This is a genomic window from Emticicia aquatica (assembly GCF_923079645.1).
Taxonomy (GTDB): domain Bacteria; phylum Bacteroidota; class Bacteroidia; order Cytophagales; family Spirosomataceae; genus Emticicia; species Emticicia aquatica.
Window position 1 is genome coordinate 1,451,703 of record NZ_CAKLPY010000001.1, and the last position, 17,235, is coordinate 1,468,937.

Annotated in this window: 16 protein-coding genes; 6 read left to right on the top strand and 10 right to left on the bottom strand. The window is 34.7% G+C overall.

The window, feature by feature from the left end:
• Position 1 precedes the first annotated feature (1 nt).
• The gene (locus tag MJQ71_RS06295; protein WP_238805558.1) at positions 2 to 1,063 is read left to right on the top strand and encodes a hypothetical protein; all 1,062 of its coding nucleotides are present in this window, start codon (positions 2 to 4) and stop codon (positions 1,061 to 1,063) included.
• A gap of 295 nt (positions 1,064 to 1,358) precedes the next feature.
• A complete protein-coding gene (locus MJQ71_RS06300) occupies positions 1,359 to 2,693 on the top strand; it encodes a hypothetical protein (protein ID WP_238805560.1) in 1,335 nt (444 codons plus the stop codon).
• 2 nt (positions 2,694 to 2,695) lie between these two features.
• Here the strand turns inward: MJQ71_RS06300 and MJQ71_RS06305 are convergent, their stop codons facing one another.
• A complete protein-coding gene (locus MJQ71_RS06305; protein WP_238805564.1) occupies positions 2,696 to 3,628 on the bottom strand; it encodes a 1-aminocyclopropane-1-carboxylate deaminase/D-cysteine desulfhydrase in 933 nt (310 codons plus the stop codon).
• A 34-nt stretch (positions 3,629 to 3,662) separates the two neighbouring features.
• Between MJQ71_RS06305 and MJQ71_RS06310 the strand changes: the two genes are divergently transcribed.
• On the top strand, positions 3,663 to 4,697 hold the full coding sequence (locus MJQ71_RS06310; RefSeq protein WP_238805566.1) for an RluA family pseudouridine synthase: 1,035 nt from the start codon (positions 3,663 to 3,665) through the stop codon (positions 4,695 to 4,697).
• Positions 4,698 to 4,714: 17 nt separating this feature from the next.
• A complete protein-coding gene (locus MJQ71_RS06315; RefSeq protein WP_238805568.1) occupies positions 4,715 to 5,167 on the top strand; it encodes a GNAT family N-acetyltransferase in 453 nt (150 codons plus the stop codon).
• 11 nt (positions 5,168 to 5,178) lie between these two features.
• Here MJQ71_RS06315 and MJQ71_RS06320 read toward each other — a convergent pair whose 3' ends face one another.
• Positions 5,179 to 5,328, bottom strand: coding sequence for a hypothetical protein (locus MJQ71_RS06320; protein WP_238805569.1), 150 nt, complete (start codon positions 5,326 to 5,328; stop codon positions 5,179 to 5,181).
• A gap of 208 nt (positions 5,329 to 5,536) precedes the next feature.
• Here MJQ71_RS06320 and MJQ71_RS06325 point away from each other — a divergent pair, with 208 nt between their 5' ends.
• Positions 5,537 to 6,667 carry a hypothetical protein gene (locus MJQ71_RS06325; RefSeq protein WP_238805570.1) on the top strand — a complete coding sequence of 377 codons (1,131 nt, stop codon included), beginning with the start codon at positions 5,537 to 5,539 and terminating at the stop codon, positions 6,665 to 6,667.
• 68 nt (positions 6,668 to 6,735) lie between these two features.
• On the opposite strand, the gene MJQ71_RS06330 is transcribed toward MJQ71_RS06325, so the two are convergent.
• The 3 genes from MJQ71_RS06330 to MJQ71_RS06340 all read right to left on the bottom strand — a co-directional run bounded on the left by MJQ71_RS06330 (position 6,736) and on the right by MJQ71_RS06340 (position 9,797).
• Positions 6,736 to 7,728: a polysaccharide deacetylase family protein gene (locus MJQ71_RS06330; RefSeq protein ID WP_238805572.1), complete on the bottom strand. Its 993-nt coding sequence runs from the start codon at positions 7,726 to 7,728 to the stop codon at positions 6,736 to 6,738.
• 4 nt (positions 7,729 to 7,732) lie between these two features.
• On the bottom strand, positions 7,733 to 8,482 hold the full coding sequence (locus MJQ71_RS06335) for an NIPSNAP family protein (protein ID WP_238805575.1): 750 nt from the start codon (positions 8,480 to 8,482) through the stop codon (positions 7,733 to 7,735).
• A gap of 88 nt (positions 8,483 to 8,570) precedes the next feature.
• Complete coding sequence (locus MJQ71_RS06340) at positions 8,571 to 9,797, bottom strand: serine hydrolase domain-containing protein (protein ID WP_238805577.1); 1,227 nt, start codon at positions 9,795 to 9,797, stop codon at positions 8,571 to 8,573.
• 102 nt (positions 9,798 to 9,899) lie between these two features.
• Between MJQ71_RS06340 and MJQ71_RS06345 the strand changes: the two genes are divergently transcribed.
• Positions 9,900 to 10,250 (top strand): DoxX family protein, encoded by a 351-nt coding sequence (locus MJQ71_RS06345; protein ID WP_238805579.1) that lies wholly within the window; start codon positions 9,900 to 9,902, stop codon positions 10,248 to 10,250.
• Positions 10,251 to 10,262: 12 nt separating this feature from the next.
• On the opposite strand, the gene MJQ71_RS06350 is transcribed toward MJQ71_RS06345, so the two are convergent.
• The 5 genes from MJQ71_RS06350 to MJQ71_RS06370 all read right to left on the bottom strand — a co-directional run bounded on the left by MJQ71_RS06350 (position 10,263) and on the right by MJQ71_RS06370 (position 17,235).
• Positions 10,263 to 11,153 carry a carbohydrate kinase family protein gene (locus MJQ71_RS06350; protein WP_238805581.1) on the bottom strand — a complete coding sequence of 297 codons (891 nt, stop codon included), beginning with the start codon at positions 11,151 to 11,153 and terminating at the stop codon, positions 10,263 to 10,265.
• 12 nt (positions 11,154 to 11,165) lie between these two features.
• A complete protein-coding gene (locus tag MJQ71_RS06355; protein WP_238805583.1) occupies positions 11,166 to 11,576 on the bottom strand; it encodes a VOC family protein in 411 nt (136 codons plus the stop codon).
• Positions 11,573 to 13,108 (bottom strand): glycoside hydrolase family 32 protein, encoded by a 1,536-nt coding sequence (locus tag MJQ71_RS06360; protein ID WP_238805584.1) that lies wholly within the window; start codon positions 13,106 to 13,108, stop codon positions 11,573 to 11,575. The genes MJQ71_RS06355 and MJQ71_RS06360 overlap by 4 nt, the downstream gene beginning before the upstream one ends.
• A 192-nt stretch (positions 13,109 to 13,300) precedes the next feature.
• Positions 13,301 to 16,252 (bottom strand): VPS10 domain-containing protein, encoded by a 2,952-nt coding sequence (locus tag MJQ71_RS06365; RefSeq protein ID WP_238805585.1) that lies wholly within the window; start codon positions 16,250 to 16,252, stop codon positions 13,301 to 13,303.
• A gap of 119 nt (positions 16,253 to 16,371) precedes the next feature.
• A complete protein-coding gene (locus MJQ71_RS06370) occupies positions 16,372 to 17,235 on the bottom strand; it encodes a sugar phosphate isomerase/epimerase family protein (protein WP_238805586.1) in 864 nt (287 codons plus the stop codon).

The following is a 17,235-nucleotide window of genomic DNA, read 5'->3' on the forward strand; positions in this document are numbered from 1 at the left end:
TATGAAAAATTTCGTTTTTTTTATATTATCAATTTTAATTATTAACAATTCGTTAGGACAATCAATTACGATCACACCAATCAGTGGAGTTGATAATGAGGTGGTCAAGATAAAAAAAGATGGTATCGGAATTGACCACACTGATAACACTCAAACGGTTCGTGTAGGTACTTATGTACATTCAGGTGGTGCCTTTATTCAAACCCATTCAGATCATAATTTAAACTTTTCAACAAATAATGGGAACGCTCAAATGACATTAACAACTTCTGGAAAAGTCGGCATTGGTACAACTACAGTTTCTGCCAATGAAATTATGGAGGTAAATGGCAGAATGAGACTTAGTAGAGGCACATTTGCATCAGGTCTATGGTTTAATAATAGTACAAATGGAACAGCTATTACCGACGGGGCATTTATTGGCTTAAATAACGAAACTGCTGGCTCGGAAACTGCTGGTTTTTGGTTAAATGGAGCTTTCCGCTGGTTTGTTGATAGAAATGGAAATACAACACAGAATTCTACAACAATTTCAAGTTTGGCAGGAACTGGTGTTAGAAGCGTATCCGTCGATGCTAATGGAACTTTAACTACTACAGCCGCTCAAACAAGTTATTTAGCAGTCTCTCCCGCATCATTTCAACCAAGATATAATAACAGTGGTACGTTTACCTCAATTGGTTTATATGGTCATTGCTATATGTCAAATGGTTCTACTGATATGATTACTACTGGTATAAATCTACCATCAGGAGCTAGCATCACTAATGCCGAGTTATTTTACATCAATACTGATAATACAAAAAGATTTAGATTTCAGATTCAGAGAACAGGATTTAGTAGCCCCATTTTTCAAGGTGTACTTTCGGATATTACAACAACAGTTTCTTCAAGTAATAATGATATTAAGAGTATTTTATTTGAAAATGTAGTGAATCGAACAATCGATAATAGTCTTTATAATTACCTCATCCTTATTTATCCCGAAACCACAGGAGGAGAATTATCAACATGGTCAACAAGCATGTCAATCAAAGGTGTAAAAATTACATATACATTATAGCCAAAATATTAGTTATTTCTTAAATGTAATTTAAAAGCGACTTCTTACATATTTTAAATTGATTAGAAAAAAAATCTCCGAAAAGAATCTAAAAGTTCATTTCTGAGATTTTTTTTTATTTTCGCATTCATGCTCAATATCATTATTTATCAATAAAATTCTCCTCACATTTATATGTAGAATTAAATGACGACCTTTTTTAGTCAAATGTGTGAATTTTGTTAATCTTTTGCACAATTCTGTAACATTTTTAAGCATAAACATTCTCATCTTTGCAACAAAAAAATCCATACCCATGAAAAAAATATTAAGTTTAGTATTCATTCTTTTTGTTGCAAATTCTTGCAAAACAAAAGAAATTGTTCCAATCCCGCCAACTTTAGGCATTGTTTCGGCTTCAGAACTATTAATCAACTCTGCCCGTCTTTCGTCCGAAATAAGTAATTTAGGCAACCAATATATTTCTGAATATGGCTTTGTTTATTCTGAAACAAATGCAGAACCTACCTTGGCTGATAGTAAAATTTCGCATGGAGCGGTAACGGCCGTCAATGTTTCTTCACTTACATTTTCAGATTTGGTTCAAGGTTTAAAACCAAGCACCAATTATAAAGTTAGAAGTTATGCAACAATAGCATCAGGAACTATTTTTGGAGCAGTAATCACATTTAATACTTCTGATATTATTCAGCCTGCCATAAAAACTGATGCAGTTATTTTAGTGTTTGAAAATACTGCCAAACTTAGAGGAATTCTCGAAAATAAAGGAACTTATGATGTAAGTGAATATGGTATTTGTTGGTCAGCAAGTAATGTTATTCCAACAACTGCCGATGCAAAATCTAGCAGAATCAATAACCCTAATGTATTTCCATCCATTTTTACCGAAGATGCAGCCAATCTTACACCAAATACTACCTATTATTTCAGAGCATTTGTTGTTTCCAATGGCATAACATCTTATGGTAATGTGCTTACATTCAAGACATTAGCAATAAGACAACCAACTATTGAAACGTTAGCGGCTCAAACAATAACTGTAAATTCGGTAAAAGTAAATGGTGTAGTTGCAACACAAGGTTCATACGACATAACCGAATACGGCATTTGCTGGTCGCAAAGATTCACGACTCCAACAACAGAACATTCTAAAAGCAAAATTATAGGAAATATATCTAATTTTCCTGCCAACTTTGTCGTAGATATTTATAATTTGCCAGAAGGAGGCACATTTTATTATAGGGCTTACGTAATTTCAAATGGAATAACTACCTATGGCGAAGTTTTTACTTATACTTTACATGTAGATGGTTTTCCAAGATTAACGACTGATAATTCATTCAATATTTCAAATCTTTCTCAAAGATTACAAGGAACGATTTTAGAAAAAGGCGATTTTGGAATAACTGAATATGGAATGTGTTGGGGCTACGAAGATGCTTTCACAACGCCAAATACTTGTCAAAATAAAGGTTCAATATTAGGAAGCCCAACAATTTTTCCTAATGTTTTTACCATTGATGCAACCAATCTAAATGTTGGAACTGTTTATTTTTATCGTTCGTATTTGATTTCAAATGGCGTTACAACCTTCGGAACACAAAAATATTTTATCATCAGTAATAATTAAATTTAGTTTTGAATTCCGCCCGTATGAATCAAAACGACTGTTGAATTTGGCGGAATCATCTTACTGATTGATTCATAAAAAGCATAAAACATTTTGCCCGAATAAATAGGTTCTATCTTAATTTGATGTTTTCTTTCAAATTCCTTGATAAAATCTATCAATTCGGGCGTTTTTTTTGCATATCCGCCATGATGTTCATTCCAAAGAATTTCAAAATTATCTTTAGTTTTACCAATTTCATGTTCAACCAAATGATTTATTTCTTGCTCTAAATAATGTCCATTTTTCAACACACAAACACCTAAAATTTTTGTTTTTTCATCAGATTTAGCAATTATCCCTGAAATCGTGCCGCCAGTTCCTACTGGACAAATAATATAATCAGGAGCAAAACCCAACTGTTCTGTGATTTCCTCAACCATCTCTCCCACTCCACCCAAAGCAAATTCATTTGTTCCACCTTCAGGAATAATAATTGAATGTTTGAATGGGTGAATTAGTGGATGACTACTTGGATTTGTCCGAATTTCTCGATAATATTCTCTTGATACAAAATGTAATTTCATGCCACATTCGGCCGCAAATCTTAACGTTGACGACGAGTTTTCATTCAATTCATCGCCTCTAATGACCCCGATTGTTTCAAAATCAAAGTATTTTCCTGCGGCGGCCGATGCATAAATATGATTGGAATATGCTCCACCAAATGTCAAAATACTTTTAATTCCTAACTGACTAGCATTCAGCAAATTAAACTTTAATTTTCGCCATTTATTCCCCGAAATTTCTGAGTGAATCAAATCGTCCCTTTTGACAAATACTTTCAATGCTTTTGCATCAAACAATTCATCATAAATTTGTTGTATGGGTGAAGGCAAATGAAGTAATTGAGATATTTGTTTGGTGAAAGGCGAGTTTGCAGAAAATTCTCTCATTTTTATCTTAAATTTGTATCAAAATTAAGATAAAATGACCGAAGAACAAGAGAATATTGAATCTGAAGAAGAAGACGAATTGTACGAACATCAAAGAATTGTAGTTGATAAAGGTCAAATAATGATGCGTTTGGATAAATATTTACCACATTTCACAAAAAATATCTCACGCAATAAAATACAAAATTCGATTGATGCCGAAGCCATAAAAGTTAATGGAATTACTGTAAAAGCAAGTTACAAAGTGAAACCTTTCGATGTTATCACTTTTTCATTGCCTAAACCACCGAGAAATACAGAACTAATTCCTGAAAATATTCCATTAAATATCGTTTTTGAAGATGAAGATATTATGATTGTCAATAAACCTGCAGGAATGGTGGTCCATCCTGCGGTTGGAAATTGGACAGGCACTTTAGTAAACGGTTTGATTTATCATCTTCAAAATTTACCAACTCACCGAAATGGCGAAATTCGCCCAGGACTTGTTCATCGAATTGATAAAGACACTTCTGGCTTATTGGTAATTGCTAAAAACGATTTTGCAATGACTTTTCTTGCTAAACAGTTTTTTGAACATTCCATCGAACGAACCTATTATGCCCTTGTTTGGGGTGTTCCGAAGGAAGAAAATGGCACAATTCATACAAATATTGGCCGAAGTCTAAAAAATCGTAAAGTTTGCGACGTATTTTTGGATGGTTCTCAAGGAAAAGATTCGATTACGCATTATAAAATTTTGAAAGATTTACGGTATGTTTCGCTTATTCAATGTAATTTAGAAACTGGTCGAACACACCAAATTCGGGTTCACATGAAGTATTTGGGACATCCGCTTTTCAGTGACTCAGAATACGGTGGCGATAAAATTTTAAGAGGACAGGTTTTCAATAATTATAAAAAATTTGTAGAAAACTGCTTTGAAATCATGCCTCGACAAGCACTTCATGCAAAAACACTAGGTTTTGTTCATCCTAGAACCAAAGAATGGATGCAGTTTGATACTGAATTACCCGTTGATTTTTCTACCGTTTTAACGCAATGGGAGAATTATTTGAATTCAAATTAAATTTTAAATTTTAATCAATGAAAATTAACATCAGAAAAATAAAAAAGAACGATGTTCAACGTGTACATGAGCTTGTTTATGAACTTGCCGTTTACGAAAAAGAACCCGAACAAGTTACAAATACCGTTGAAATGATGCTGAAAGATGGGTTTGGAAAAAACAAAATATTTGGATGTTTTGTGGCAGAAGTTGATGGAAAAATACAAGGAATTTCGATATATTATTACCGATATTCAACTTGGAAAGGAAAAAGATTGTACCTTGAAGACATCGTCGTTACGGAAGCAATGCGTGGATTTGGACTCGGAAAACTGCTTTTTGACAGAGTAATAGCGGAAGCAAAAAATACGGAATGTACAGGAATGATGTGGCAAGTATTAGATTGGAACGAACCAGCGATTAATTTCTACCGCAAGAACTTTCCAACCCGATTTGATGAAGGTTGGATAAATTGTCATTTGGATTTTTAATATTTTTACTATTAATGGCGTCGTCGTTCCATTCGGCGACGCTCTTTTTGAAGTTTTTTCTGCTTTTTCAAATCTTTTACAGCTTTTTCACCAATATAGTGAATTTTCCCTTTCCAAACTTTTCTTGGATTGAACGTTTTACTTCCATGTTTATGCTCCATTTCTACCCGACAAGATTTTATCGGGCAAACACGATAGACGTAACAATTTTGTAACGTAAAAGCAAGTATTAATATGAAGGCAAGGTTTTTCATCAAAATTGCAACGATAAACGGAACGTTTTATTTTTAATCAACAAAAGTTTCTATAATATTTGGCAAATTTAGTCATTCACACATTCTTATTTTAGAAAAAAACACTTTCATTTCAATGTCCGAACTCATTCAAATAAAGACAGAAAATTCTGCCGTTTTAACCAAGCTACAAAAACAATTCAACACCAGCATTCAAAAGATTAATCATCTTAAAAAATTGGCTTTGAATATGAAACAAGAAATTGAACAAATTCAAGCCAAAATCTCAACAGATATTATTCCATTAGAACGAAAATTAATTGATATTCAAATCAAGGAAATTATTCATTTGGATACAATTTATCAGGAAAATGTTTTCAAAAAAAGAGATAATGATACATTATCCGAAATGATTTTGGAGAGAGCGGAAGCATATATCGGTCGTTTTCCTACGGAAGAATTGTCTGACATTTTTACACGCCACAATGACGGAATTAGTTACGAAGAGGTTGTTGAACAGATTAATTCAAATGCTTCCACTAACATAAAAGATTCATTTTCAACGATGTTTGGAGTTGAGTTTGAAGAAGAAGTTGATTTGAGCGACCCTGAAAAACTACAAGAATATTTAGATAAACAGATGGCAGCCGATGAAGCTGATTATGAAACTAGAAAGAATAATCGAACAAAGTCGGCCAAACAAATCGAACGAGAAGAAAAAAAACGACAAGAAGAAAAAAATCTGAATAGAACAAGTCGGCAGATTTATATGGAATTGGTAAAAGAATTTCATCCTGACAGAGAAAAAGATGAGCTTGAAAAAGAGAAAAAGACACTTTTGATGCACAAAATCTCGGAAGCTTATGAAAAAGATGACCTTTTTGACCTACTTCGTTTAAGACTTAATTTGATGGGAACAAATTTTGAAAACTCAAATAATGATAATTTGAAATATTATGTCAAATTGTTGAAACAACAAATCGTGGAATTAGAAAATGAAGTTTCAGAACTTCAATCTTTCGGACAAAGTTCATTTTTTGGTCCATCGTTGTATGAGCGTTTTGCCTCAGATGGATTTTATTCATTAGAAAACAAGTTCAAAAAAGAAGTTGCTGCAATTAAGAAAGCTATTAAAGAATCAGAAAGGCAATTACCATTTTATAGAGATTTTTCACAAGTAAAATACCTCATTGACGCTCATAGACAAGAGCAAAAATACCGTAATAAAAGAGGTTTTGATATCAATGATGTTGTGGCGAAAATGTAATTAAATTTAGAGTTTTTTTATTCTTTCAGAAAGAAGGCTATTTATTTGAAATAAATAGCCTTCTTTTATTACTTAACCTTATCGCGGCGTTGTTTCAATTCACGCCAAGTGGTCAGAATGATACCATTGTCCTGAATATATTTTTTCAAATCTGGGTCAATCATAGCCAACATATCACCACGGCGAGTATTGCCCGAATCAGATATATGTTCAAAAACCTCTGTGGGCGAAGTACAGTGCATAATCACCATCGTTACACCTGCTTGTACATCTTTGAACGACTCAATATATTTCTGAGTTTTATATTTTTGCAAAGTTCTTTCATCAGGATTTTTTACTTTATCCATCGTCCAGCCATAACTTATATTATGCAAATCATCTAAAACTGGTAAACCAGCATCCCAAAGCATTTTGCCAATTGCTTGGGCTTTTTCAAGAGTTAGACCAGCCGCTCCATCTTTGATAATCATGGTATCGTGTCCTCCTGGAAACATTACAGGTATTTTTTGCTCAATACCAACTTTGAAATATCGTTCCAAATAATCTTGGCGAGCAAATAAAGTACCCATGTGAGAGTCCATGTGCGTTGGTTCAAATCCCATCGTTCTTGCTCTATCCAATTGGCTTCTAATTTCTTTCTCTATTTCATCTGCTGTTGCGTGTTTGGCGGTTTCTTCCACACTTCTCCACATCGCTCCTTCCGCATCAACCAAATTCGGAACACTTGATTTTCCAGTCAATGGCCCCCAACGGTAATCTTTCCATTCGGAAGTAAGTGTTAAGTGCAAACCCGCATCGATTTGTGGGTGATTTTTAAGATAATGTACAAATCCCGGAACCCAAGCACAAGGCATCATTACACTCATCGAAGTGGCAACGCCCTCTTCAACTGCTTTGATTGCCCCAATATTTGAATCATACGACATTCCAACATCGTCAACGTGCATGATGATAACTTTTGCTCCTTTAGGAAAACCCAATTTCTCGGCGTAAGTTTCATTTTGAGCTAGAACAAAATTGGATAATATCGTGAAAAACAAAACAAAAACGTATTTTTTCATGATTTTATAGCTGAGAATAAGGTAATGGACTTAAAAATACACGAATAATTCGAGAAACTGAATTGGCATACTCAGCAGCACTCGAAATCCGTTTCCAATCAGCATTTGCACTAAATTCTTTCCAATTTGCATCTCGTTCTTCCATATTTTTGAACGCCAACATATAAGTCAAACAAGGCATGTGTTCTCCAGCAATCACTTCGCCAAAAAATACCGAATTGAGTTTTGTATCTCTAAAAATCTTTATTTCTTCGTCATTAAACATTTTTCTTTTTCGACGAGCAGCATCTTCCGAATAGCTTTCGTAGATTCTTAATTCAAATAATTTTTGGTCAGAAGTTGGCTTTATTAGTTGAGGAATTCCATCAAAAGCATCCATTATTGAGGATGTATAGCGAGTGTATGGAGCTTTTTCAGGTGGTAAACTATTGTATTCTTGGCTAGCTTTTATAAACTCTTCATCTGATTTAATCTTTGCAGAAATGCTCGCAAACGCTTCAATCGACGAATAAGGAATAAAAATATAAATTTTACTAGGTTCTGAATTCCCCATTTCGCTAAAAGCACCAATATTTTTGATTCCGTATTTATTTAATGCAGGAAAAAGAGCATTTTTAAAATAATTTTCAATATTTACTTTTGGTGAACCGTAGCGTAATTCATAGGTACGAAGTTCATAAAATTCTTTTTTGGCTTGGGCAAAAACTGTCATCGAAGCAAAAAGGAATAATAATATTAAGCTGTTTTTTTTCATTTTGGTTGGTTAGAATAAAATATTTAAGAATAATTTAAAAATTGATATATAGGTTTTATACTATAAATTCCTTTGAAATGCGTTTTTATTACTTTGAAAATGCTTCTAAAACTTTTTTTACAATTTCATCTAAAGCATCATTGGCAATCCATCTTGTAACCATCACAAGTTCGTGGTCTGGGTCAACATAAATCATATTGACTCCATTGCCTAAATGATAAAAAACATTGCTCGATGCACTCGGCAATAGTTTTTGGTTAGTATTCAAAAACCAATTCATGTAGCCGTAAGTTGGCTGAGCGGTTGTAGGAGTGAGTGCTTGATTTACCCAATTTTCTGATAATATTTGTTGGTCTTTCCAACGGCCTTTATGCAGCGATAATAGTCCAAAACGTCCCATATCATAGGCATTAATAAACATTCCTCCTCCCCAATGCCCGCCACCACTAACCGATTGTACGGCCTGTCCGTCTAGCACAATCCATGAACTTCGGTAGCCTGTCCATCGCCAAGTGTTTGAAGCACCAATTTTATCCATTAAATTTTCTTTCAAAACTTGTGGTAATGGTTTTCGCCAAACGCTCAAAGCCGCCAATGAAAGAGCATTTACTCGTACATCATTGTATTCATAAACACTTCCTTGCTTATTTCTTGGTCGGTTAAGCCACTGAGACGCATCTTTATCTGGTCGGTCAGCCCAATCTGGTTTGCCCCAAAGTGTACCTTCCCAATCGCTTGTTTGGCGAAGCATTGCATCCCAAGTAATTGTTTTATTATGAGGTGTATCAAAAAGTCTTAACATTTCAGGCTTTCCAAAATCATCAGCCAAACGATTGACTGGTTGACCATAAATTTCAATCGGTGGGATATATGAAGCAACTGTATCATTGACACTTTTAATTAATCCACGTTCAACAGCCAAACCAACCACACTCGACAAAAAACTTTTGGTTACACTATGCGTAATATCGCAGCGAGAAGGTTCTCCCCAAGTTGCAACAATATACCCTTTATAAATAATTAGTCCAGTCGGCTCTCCACGGTCCGCAAATGGACCAATAGCAAAACCAAAAGGTTCTTTACCGAAAGATTGATAATGTGAAACCTCCATATTTCTTGGATTTTTAATTTCATTTTCTTTCGCAAAAGCAATGACTTCTTGAATTTTGATTGGGTTTAAACCAAGTTCAGCAGGTGTTTTTACAAGCCAATTATTTGAAGCAGGAAAATAGGTTTCAGCTTTGTTTTTTTGAGCAAAAACAGCATTTATTGAAAGAACTACGAGCAAAAATCGCCAACATATTTTTTTAGTCATTGGTTAGTTTGTATTTTGAAGAATAGATTATTAATTGTAAAAATAAGTTAATTTATCAATTTTTAGCCTAAATTGCGATGAATAATTTCAATATTGAGACCTATGGAGAAAATAGCACTTTACGTCATGTCAGCCTTCTTTATTTATGCAGGGATATCACACTTCACGACAAAAAACTTTTTTATGAAAGCTATGCCGCCCTATATTCCTAAACACGAAGAAATGGTAATTTTGAGTGGTATTGCAGAAATAGTTTTGGGAATCGGGTTGATATTTAAACAAACGCAGGCATTGGCAGCTTGGGGAATTATTTTGCTACTAATTGCCGTTTTTCCAGCTAATATTTACATGGCCACTTCTGGAAAATTCAAAAAAATACCCCAACCATTGTTATGGTTGAGGTTACCGTTACAAATTATTTTGATCTGGTGGGCATATCTTTACACAAAATAAAGGCAAATAAAACTAGCCTTTTTCAATCATTTCTAAAATATCTGCTTCATTAATTATCGGTGTTGCTCCTTTTTGTGTTGCCACATAGGCACCAACTGCACAAGCAAATTCCAAAGCTTTGCTTGCCGAAAAACCATTGAGCCATTTAGTAATAAACGATGCAAGAAACGAATCTCCACTACCAATTGTGTCATTCACTTCTACTTTAAAACCCTGATGCTCAGCCATTTCGTTATTTTTATCAACAAAAAAAGCACCATTCCCTCCTCTTGTAACGATGATTCCTTGAAGTTTAAATAAATTTTTAAGGAATTTTGCATTGCTTAATTCATCACCAGATTGACCGTACCAAGCACAAATCATTTCTAATTCTTCATCATTTACTTTCACCAAATCGGCTATTTCAAAAAGTTCTTTTGCTAATTCAGCTGAATAAAATGGTTTTCTTAGATTTATATCTAAAATCCGTAATTTTGCCTTTGCTTGTAAAGCCAAAATTGTATTTTTTGATATTTCATTCCGCAAAGCTAAACTTCCAAAAACCAATGCATCAGCTTCTATCACTTTTTTTTCAGCAGAGTCAGTTAGTCCAATAAAATCCCAAGCAACAGGTTCAATTATTGTGTAAGTTGGACTTCCCTTTTCATTCAAAACAACCTCAACAATGCCCGTTTGTTTGTCATTTAGTGTTTGAATATTTTCGATTGAAAGTTGACGACTTTCTAAAAAACTTTTGATTCCATCACCTAAATCATCATTGCCAACCGCACTAATCATTGTGGCATTTAAACCTAATTGTGTGGCATGAACAGCAACATTCATAGGAGCTCCACCTGCAATTTTTCCGCTCGGTAGCAAGTCCCAAAGTACTTCTCCGAAGCAAACTATATTTTTTTTTGACATTTCACTACTAAATTATAAGATTTGGTTAAATTCAATTCGTTCACCATTCGGGCCAGAAATATTAAAATATTTACAGCCGTTTTTCCAAAAAGGCAAAAAAACAGGTTCTGGCTCTAAAATAATGAATCCTTCATTTTTGAGCGAATCATAAACAAAATCAATGTCATCAACATCGAATGCAATGTGGTCAATTCGACCATCTTTTCGACTTTTTATTTCGGTCAAAAACAAATCAGGCATTTGATAAATTTCAACGATAACTTCACCACTTTGCATCATAGCTACTTTTCCTTGTCCGCCGCCGTGTTCAAAAGTTGAACTCATTACATTTTCAAAGCCTAATTTTTGATAAAATACTTCTGAAATAGACAAATCAGCAACGGGGATTCCGATGTGTTGAATACGATTTATTTTGAAATTCATTTTTTCCAAATTGATTTTAATGGATAAATTTCTCCTTTAATAAGTTCCGCATTGCCACCTTTACTGTAAATGGATAATTGCGTATAATCTTCATTAGGAAAAAACAAATCAGTTAAAGCAATTTTTCCTCCATTGACAAAAACTTCAATAGAAGAATTATCAACCAAAGCCTTGATTGTCAACTCTTTATCATCATTAAGTGGAGCTAAATGTTTTTTTGCAAATAGTTTAGAAAAATCCGATTTGCCAGCATTAGTTCGGTCAATAAATACTTGTTTTGTTGTTTTATCATATCCCAAAACAACTTTTTCATTCAAACTATTTGATAAAATAAATCCAAATTCGTTAGCCGTTGAAGTTGTTAAATCAAATGATAAATTGATTTCTTTCAAGACTGACTTTTCACCAATTTTAGTATCATTACTGATTGTTTGCTTTGAAATTTCAGTTTTACCTAAACGTAATTTTTCAATTTGAGTAACTGGCATTTGTGCCAAACGATAACCTTCAGAAGTTTTGATTAAAGAAAGTTTACGAGGAACAGTCATTGCACTTCTCCATGATGAAGTAGGAACTTTTGTTGCATAATCATCCCAATTTGACATCCAACCAATAAATATTTTTTCATTATTAGGAGCATTAAACCACGTTACTCCAGCATAATTATCTGCTCCATAATCTAACCAAAGTGTAGTTTCGGGAGGATTATCGTTAATAAATGTTTTTCCATGGAAAGTACCTACAAAATACTGCGTTCCAGAACCTCCATTTATTGCCCCACGTCCTATATTTTGAATCAGAACCCACTTTTCAACGCCATCTTCAGCTTTCAAAGAGATGATGTCAGGACATTCCCAGACACCGCCATGAGCACCATCTTTGTTACCAAATTCACCTGTTTTTTCCCAATCTTTCAAATTTGGAGAAGTAAAAATTTCAAGATGTTGTCCAACAGCCAAAGGCATAACCCAATGTTTTGTAGCCTCATGCCAAAAAACTTTAGGGTCTCTAAAATCGGCATCTCCTTTATTGGCTAAAACTGGATTTTTCTCATATTTTGTCCAAGTTCGACCTTTGTCTAAACTATAAGCAATTCCTTGTGACTCACGGTCATTTCGGCCTGCCTTTTCTTTAACCATATCGTGTAGAGTAAAAATAGCAACCAATGGTTTTTCTTTACCCGTTTGAAATCCTGTTGTATTATTCTCATCCACAACGATACTTCCTGAAAAAATATAACCCAGTGAATCAGGATAAAGAGCAATAGGTAAATGTTCCCATGTTGTTAAATCCTTGCTAATGGCATGTCCCCAATGCATTGGCCCCCAAACAGTACTATCGGGGTAATGTTGATAAAAAAGGTGATATTCACCTTCATAATAAACAAGTCCATTTGGGTCATTCATCCAACCTTTTTCAGGTGAAAAGTGAAATTGTGGACGATGTTGTTCTTGATAGAAAGTATCAGTTTTGCTTTTTTGCTCACAGGCCAAGCAAAAGATTATCGCAAGCGATAAAAAGGTAAGTCTCATAGGTTAAGTATTATGTAAAACTTCGATTAAAAATTTTTCAAATATATAAAATTTAGATGGGTAATTTTCAATTTCGGATTTAACTTTCATGTCATAAGAAAGTTAAAAAGTTACAAAATTCACTTCTTTATAAAATAAAACAGAGCTAAATCTTGTAAAGAAATAGCTCCGAATCGAGGTATTTTTTAATAATTATTTTTTCAACAAACCATCTAATTTTGCCAAAAGCTCCTTTGCAGATATTACTACTTGCGTTGTTGGCTTAGCATCTGCATCTTGCAAAATATTATGAACTGCGGCCAAACCTGACTGAATTTTCTTTAAATCAGCTTCTTTCGCCTCAAATTGCTTCATTCCCTCTTCGGTCATTCTTATTCTTTGTCGAAGCTCTTTCATTTTTGACAATTCAGCTTGCACTTTTATTCGTCCTTCATAACAAGCCAACGATAAATCATGTTGAGTTTTCAAATCTGTAGCTGAAGTTTTCACTCTTGGGTCTATTTTAACATTAAAAGTTTGCGTAAAAGTTTGCCCATTAACCGTTAATTTGGCAGTATAATTTCCAGGCATCACCCATGGCGAAGTGGCATCTGGAGCCGTATTTTGATAAACCGCTGAAATAGGATACGAAGGCGGCAAATTCAATGGAGCATAATGTAAATCCCACATAAAACGGTGAGAACCTGCATCAGCCGATAAGATTTGTTGCGGACGAATCCAATAAAGAGGGATATTCAAATCTGGTAACTCATAAGGTTTATCATCACTAGAAAATTTACGAACAGATTTTCCATTCAAATCAAAAAATTCTAATGTTACAGTTCCTTTTGCTTTGTCTTTTAAATAATAATTAATAATTGCTCCATCGGGCGGATTCTGACCCTGTGGCTCTTCTTGGGTAATTGGCGTGTCGGTATAGGTGCTCCAATGAACACGGTAGGTATTTTGTGGTTTGTATAAAATCGCATCATTTTTTGCTAAACTTGTTGTTATTTGACGCAATGGAGTAATATCATCTAAAATCCAAAAACTACGACCATGTGTACCAACCACAATATCATCATCTTTTATAACCAAATCTCTAATTGAAGTTGCTGGCATATTTTGACGAAGTGTTTGCCAATTTTCACCATCGTCGAACGATACATAAACTGCTCTTTCTGAGCCTGCAAAAAGTAATCCTTTTTTTAATGGGTCTTCTTTTACTGTATTAATTGGGTCATTGGGTAAACCTTTAACAATTTCCTGCCATGTTTTTCCACCATCTTTAGTTCGGAAAATATGCGGTTTTTGGTCATCTAATCGAATCCGATTCACTGCAACATAAGCCACATTGACATCAAAATGCCCTGCATCAATTTGTGATACTTTCGACCAAGCTCCAAAATCATTGGATTTTTGCCAGCTTTTTCCACCATCTTTTGTGATGTGTATCAGTCCATCATCAGTTCCAGCCCAAATAAGATTAATATCTTTCGGCGATGGAGCGATGGCATAAATTACCCCTCGACGAGGCATTTTTTTCATACTTTCTTTACTATAAACACCGATACTTGCAGGTATTTCGTCGTAATTTTCACGTGTTAAATCTGGACTAATTACCTGCCATGAATCGCCGCCATTTTGCGTTTTAAATAGTACATTTCCTGCAAAATAGAGCGTTTTTTTATCAACTGGAGAAAACATTACTGGAGCTGTACGAACAAAACGATATTTACCCGAACGAACTGCTTCTGGGGCGATATTCTGCGTTTGTCCAGTTCGTTTATCATATTTCGTGATTTTTCCACCATAAATAATATTTGGGTCAAGTGGGTCGGCCGCTACATATCCATACTCCTCTACTCCAACTGGATGCCAATCTCGGAAGGTAATTATACCGTCATTTCCTCTTGAAGTGATACCAACTGAACCACTTTCTTGCTGTCCGCCATAAACATTGTATGGAAAAGCATTATCTGTACTTACATGATAAAATTGTGCGGTAGGTTGATTATACCAAGAAGAAAAGGTTTTTCCGCCGTTAACTGTTATAATCGCACCTTGGTCGGCTGCCAAAAGCATGATTTCAGGATTATTTGGATTTATCCAAAGGCGATGATAATCATCTCCACCTGGAGCTCCACGAAAAGCAACCCAAGTTTTTCCACCATCTTCAGATTTCCAAGTATCCACATCTGCACTAAAAACAATATCTGGATTGTTTGGATGAACTTTTACTTCAGCAAAATCACTGCCACGCCCCCAAATTCTTGGGTCTTGACTTGCTAAAGTCCAAGATTCTCCTGCATCGTCTGAGCGAAAAACACCTCCCCCATTTTGACAATCGACTGTTGCATACATTCTATTTGGGTCGCTTGGTGCAATACAAAAGCCAATTCTTCCCAAACCTTGTTCGTAAGTTGGTAAACCTTTAGTTAATTTTTTCCAAGTTGTACCTCCATCAGTTGATTTATACAAACCGCTTTCAGGCCCATCCCAAGCCCCATTTTCCCACGGCCCTTGACGAGCAGCCCAAAGGTCAGCATACACAATATTCGGATTTTTTGGGTCAATCGTAACCTGAATAGCTCCCGTATTTTCATCTTTGTATAAAACTCTTTCCCAAGATTTACCACCATTGGTAGTTCGATAAACGCCCCTTTCACTATTTGGACCATAAGGATGCCCTAAAACTGCCGCAAAAACTCTATTTTCATTCGTTGGATCAATAGCCAATCCACCAATTTGCTGACCATCATTCAAACCTGTATTTATCCAAGTTTTACCTTCATCAGTTGATTTATAAATCCCATCACCTACTGATAAATCTGGTCGTTGAATTCCTTCTCCTGAAGCAACATAAATCACATTCGGGTTTGAGGGAGCAACCGCAACATCACCAACTGAACCTGTGGGTTGATCGTCAAAAATTGGAAACCATGTATGTCCAAAATCAGTCGTTTTCCAAACACCACCATTATTGACTCCGATATAAAAAACATTGGGTTTCTGTGGAACACCAACCGCACCAACGGTTCGACCACCTCGATGTGGGCCAATCATTCGCCATTTCATACTGTTGTATAATTTGGGGTCGAAATTTTGAGCTGAAGCATAAACTGTTAATAATGAACAGATTACTGTGAAAATTTTTAATTTCATTTTTTATTTTTTAGGGGTTTGATGAAGATTATTTTCAACTTTCAATTTAAACATATTTTTTCAATTGACACTTTTTTTATGCAACAAAAAAGCCAAACAACTGTCTGGCTTTCAATAGTTTATTTTAGTTTTTTCAAGTAGTCAATACTCAATGGAACATTTTCTAGTTCGTGTTCACTTTCGTCTTCGATGAAATAATGCTTGATACCGATTTTCTTTGAAAGCTTAAAAATGTTTTTCCAATCAGCTTGACCTGTTCCCAAAACAACATCGTTTTCGGCGGGTGTATTTCCTGAAAAATCACCAACGATACCTTTTTTCAAATCTTTCACGTGCATCAATTTCCAACGATTGCCATATTTTTTGAGTAACTCAACTGGATTTCCACCTCCATGTAAAATCCATAAAACGTCCATTTCAAAGGAAACATAAGCAGGATTTGTATTTTTGATGATATAATCTAACAAAGTTCCATTTTCATAAGTACGAAATTCGTACCCATGCGGATGATAACAGAAAGTTAGACCATTCTCTTTCAAAAATTTTCCTGCATTATTAAAGACTTCAACAGCTTTTTGAGCATCTTCTATCGTAAAATTATTGCCTTTGTGAGGTATCCAAGCACACATTACGTATTTAGCTCCAAAAATCTTTGCCTTATTTACAATATCTTGCGACATTTTTTCCAATTGGTCATAGCCTGCTCCAGTCGATGGAATTGCAATACCACGTGCATCACAAAGTTTTTTATATGCTTCATCAGTCACTCCTTTTGCCCCACTTGTTTCGATTTCAGTAATTCCCATTTTCTGAATAATATCCAAAGTTCCTTCAACATTTTTAGGAAAATGATTGCGGAAAGTATATGCTTGCACTCCAAACGGATATGTATAAAGATTTTTGCTGCTTGGTTGAGCGAAAACATCTTGTATAAAAGCGAGCATTATGATAGATAAAATTAAGCTTAACGTTTGTTTTTTCAT

What these genes read in the sequence shown, in the direction of transcription:
- MJQ71_RS06295 (WP_238805558.1), top strand. Translation starts at nt 2, where the DNA reads ATGAAAAATTTCGTTTTTTTTATATTATCAATTTTAATTATTAACAAT.
- MJQ71_RS06330 (WP_238805572.1), bottom strand. Translation starts at nt 7,728, where the DNA reads ATGAAAAAATACGTTTTTGTTTTGTTTTTCACGATATTATCCAATTTT.
- MJQ71_RS06305 (WP_238805564.1), bottom strand. Translation starts at nt 3,628, where the DNA reads ATGAGAGAATTTTCTGCAAACTCGCCTTTCACCAAACAAATATCTCAA.
- MJQ71_RS06325 (WP_238805570.1), top strand. Translation starts at nt 5,537, where the DNA reads ATGTCCGAACTCATTCAAATAAAGACAGAAAATTCTGCCGTTTTAACC.
- MJQ71_RS06350 (WP_238805581.1), bottom strand. Translation starts at nt 11,153, where the DNA reads ATGTCAAAAAAAAATATAGTTTGCTTCGGAGAAGTACTTTGGGACTTG.
- MJQ71_RS06345 (WP_238805579.1), top strand. Translation starts at nt 9,900, where the DNA reads ATGGAGAAAATAGCACTTTACGTCATGTCAGCCTTCTTTATTTATGCA.
- MJQ71_RS06365 (WP_238805585.1), bottom strand. Translation starts at nt 16,252, where the DNA reads ATGAAATTAAAAATTTTCACAGTAATCTGTTCATTATTAACAGTTTAT.
- MJQ71_RS06370 (WP_238805586.1), bottom strand. Translation starts at nt 17,235, where the DNA reads ATGAAAAAACAAACGTTAAGCTTAATTTTATCTATCATAATGCTCGCT.
- MJQ71_RS06355 (WP_238805583.1), bottom strand. Translation starts at nt 11,576, where the DNA reads ATGAATTTCAAAATAAATCGTATTCAACACATCGGAATCCCCGTTGCT.
- MJQ71_RS06315 (WP_238805568.1), top strand. Translation starts at nt 4,715, where the DNA reads ATGAAAATTAACATCAGAAAAATAAAAAAGAACGATGTTCAACGTGTA.
- MJQ71_RS06320 (WP_238805569.1), bottom strand. Translation starts at nt 5,328, where the DNA reads ATGGAGCATAAACATGGAAGTAAAACGTTCAATCCAAGAAAAGTTTGG.
- MJQ71_RS06300 (WP_238805560.1), top strand. Translation starts at nt 1,359, where the DNA reads ATGAAAAAAATATTAAGTTTAGTATTCATTCTTTTTGTTGCAAATTCT.
- MJQ71_RS06335 (WP_238805575.1), bottom strand. Translation starts at nt 8,482, where the DNA reads ATGAAAAAAAACAGCTTAATATTATTATTCCTTTTTGCTTCGATGACA.
- MJQ71_RS06340 (WP_238805577.1), bottom strand. Translation starts at nt 9,797, where the DNA reads ATGACTAAAAAAATATGTTGGCGATTTTTGCTCGTAGTTCTTTCAATA.
- MJQ71_RS06360 (WP_238805584.1), bottom strand. Translation starts at nt 13,108, where the DNA reads ATGAGACTTACCTTTTTATCGCTTGCGATAATCTTTTGCTTGGCCTGT.
- MJQ71_RS06310 (WP_238805566.1), top strand. Translation starts at nt 3,663, where the DNA reads ATGACCGAAGAACAAGAGAATATTGAATCTGAAGAAGAAGACGAATTG.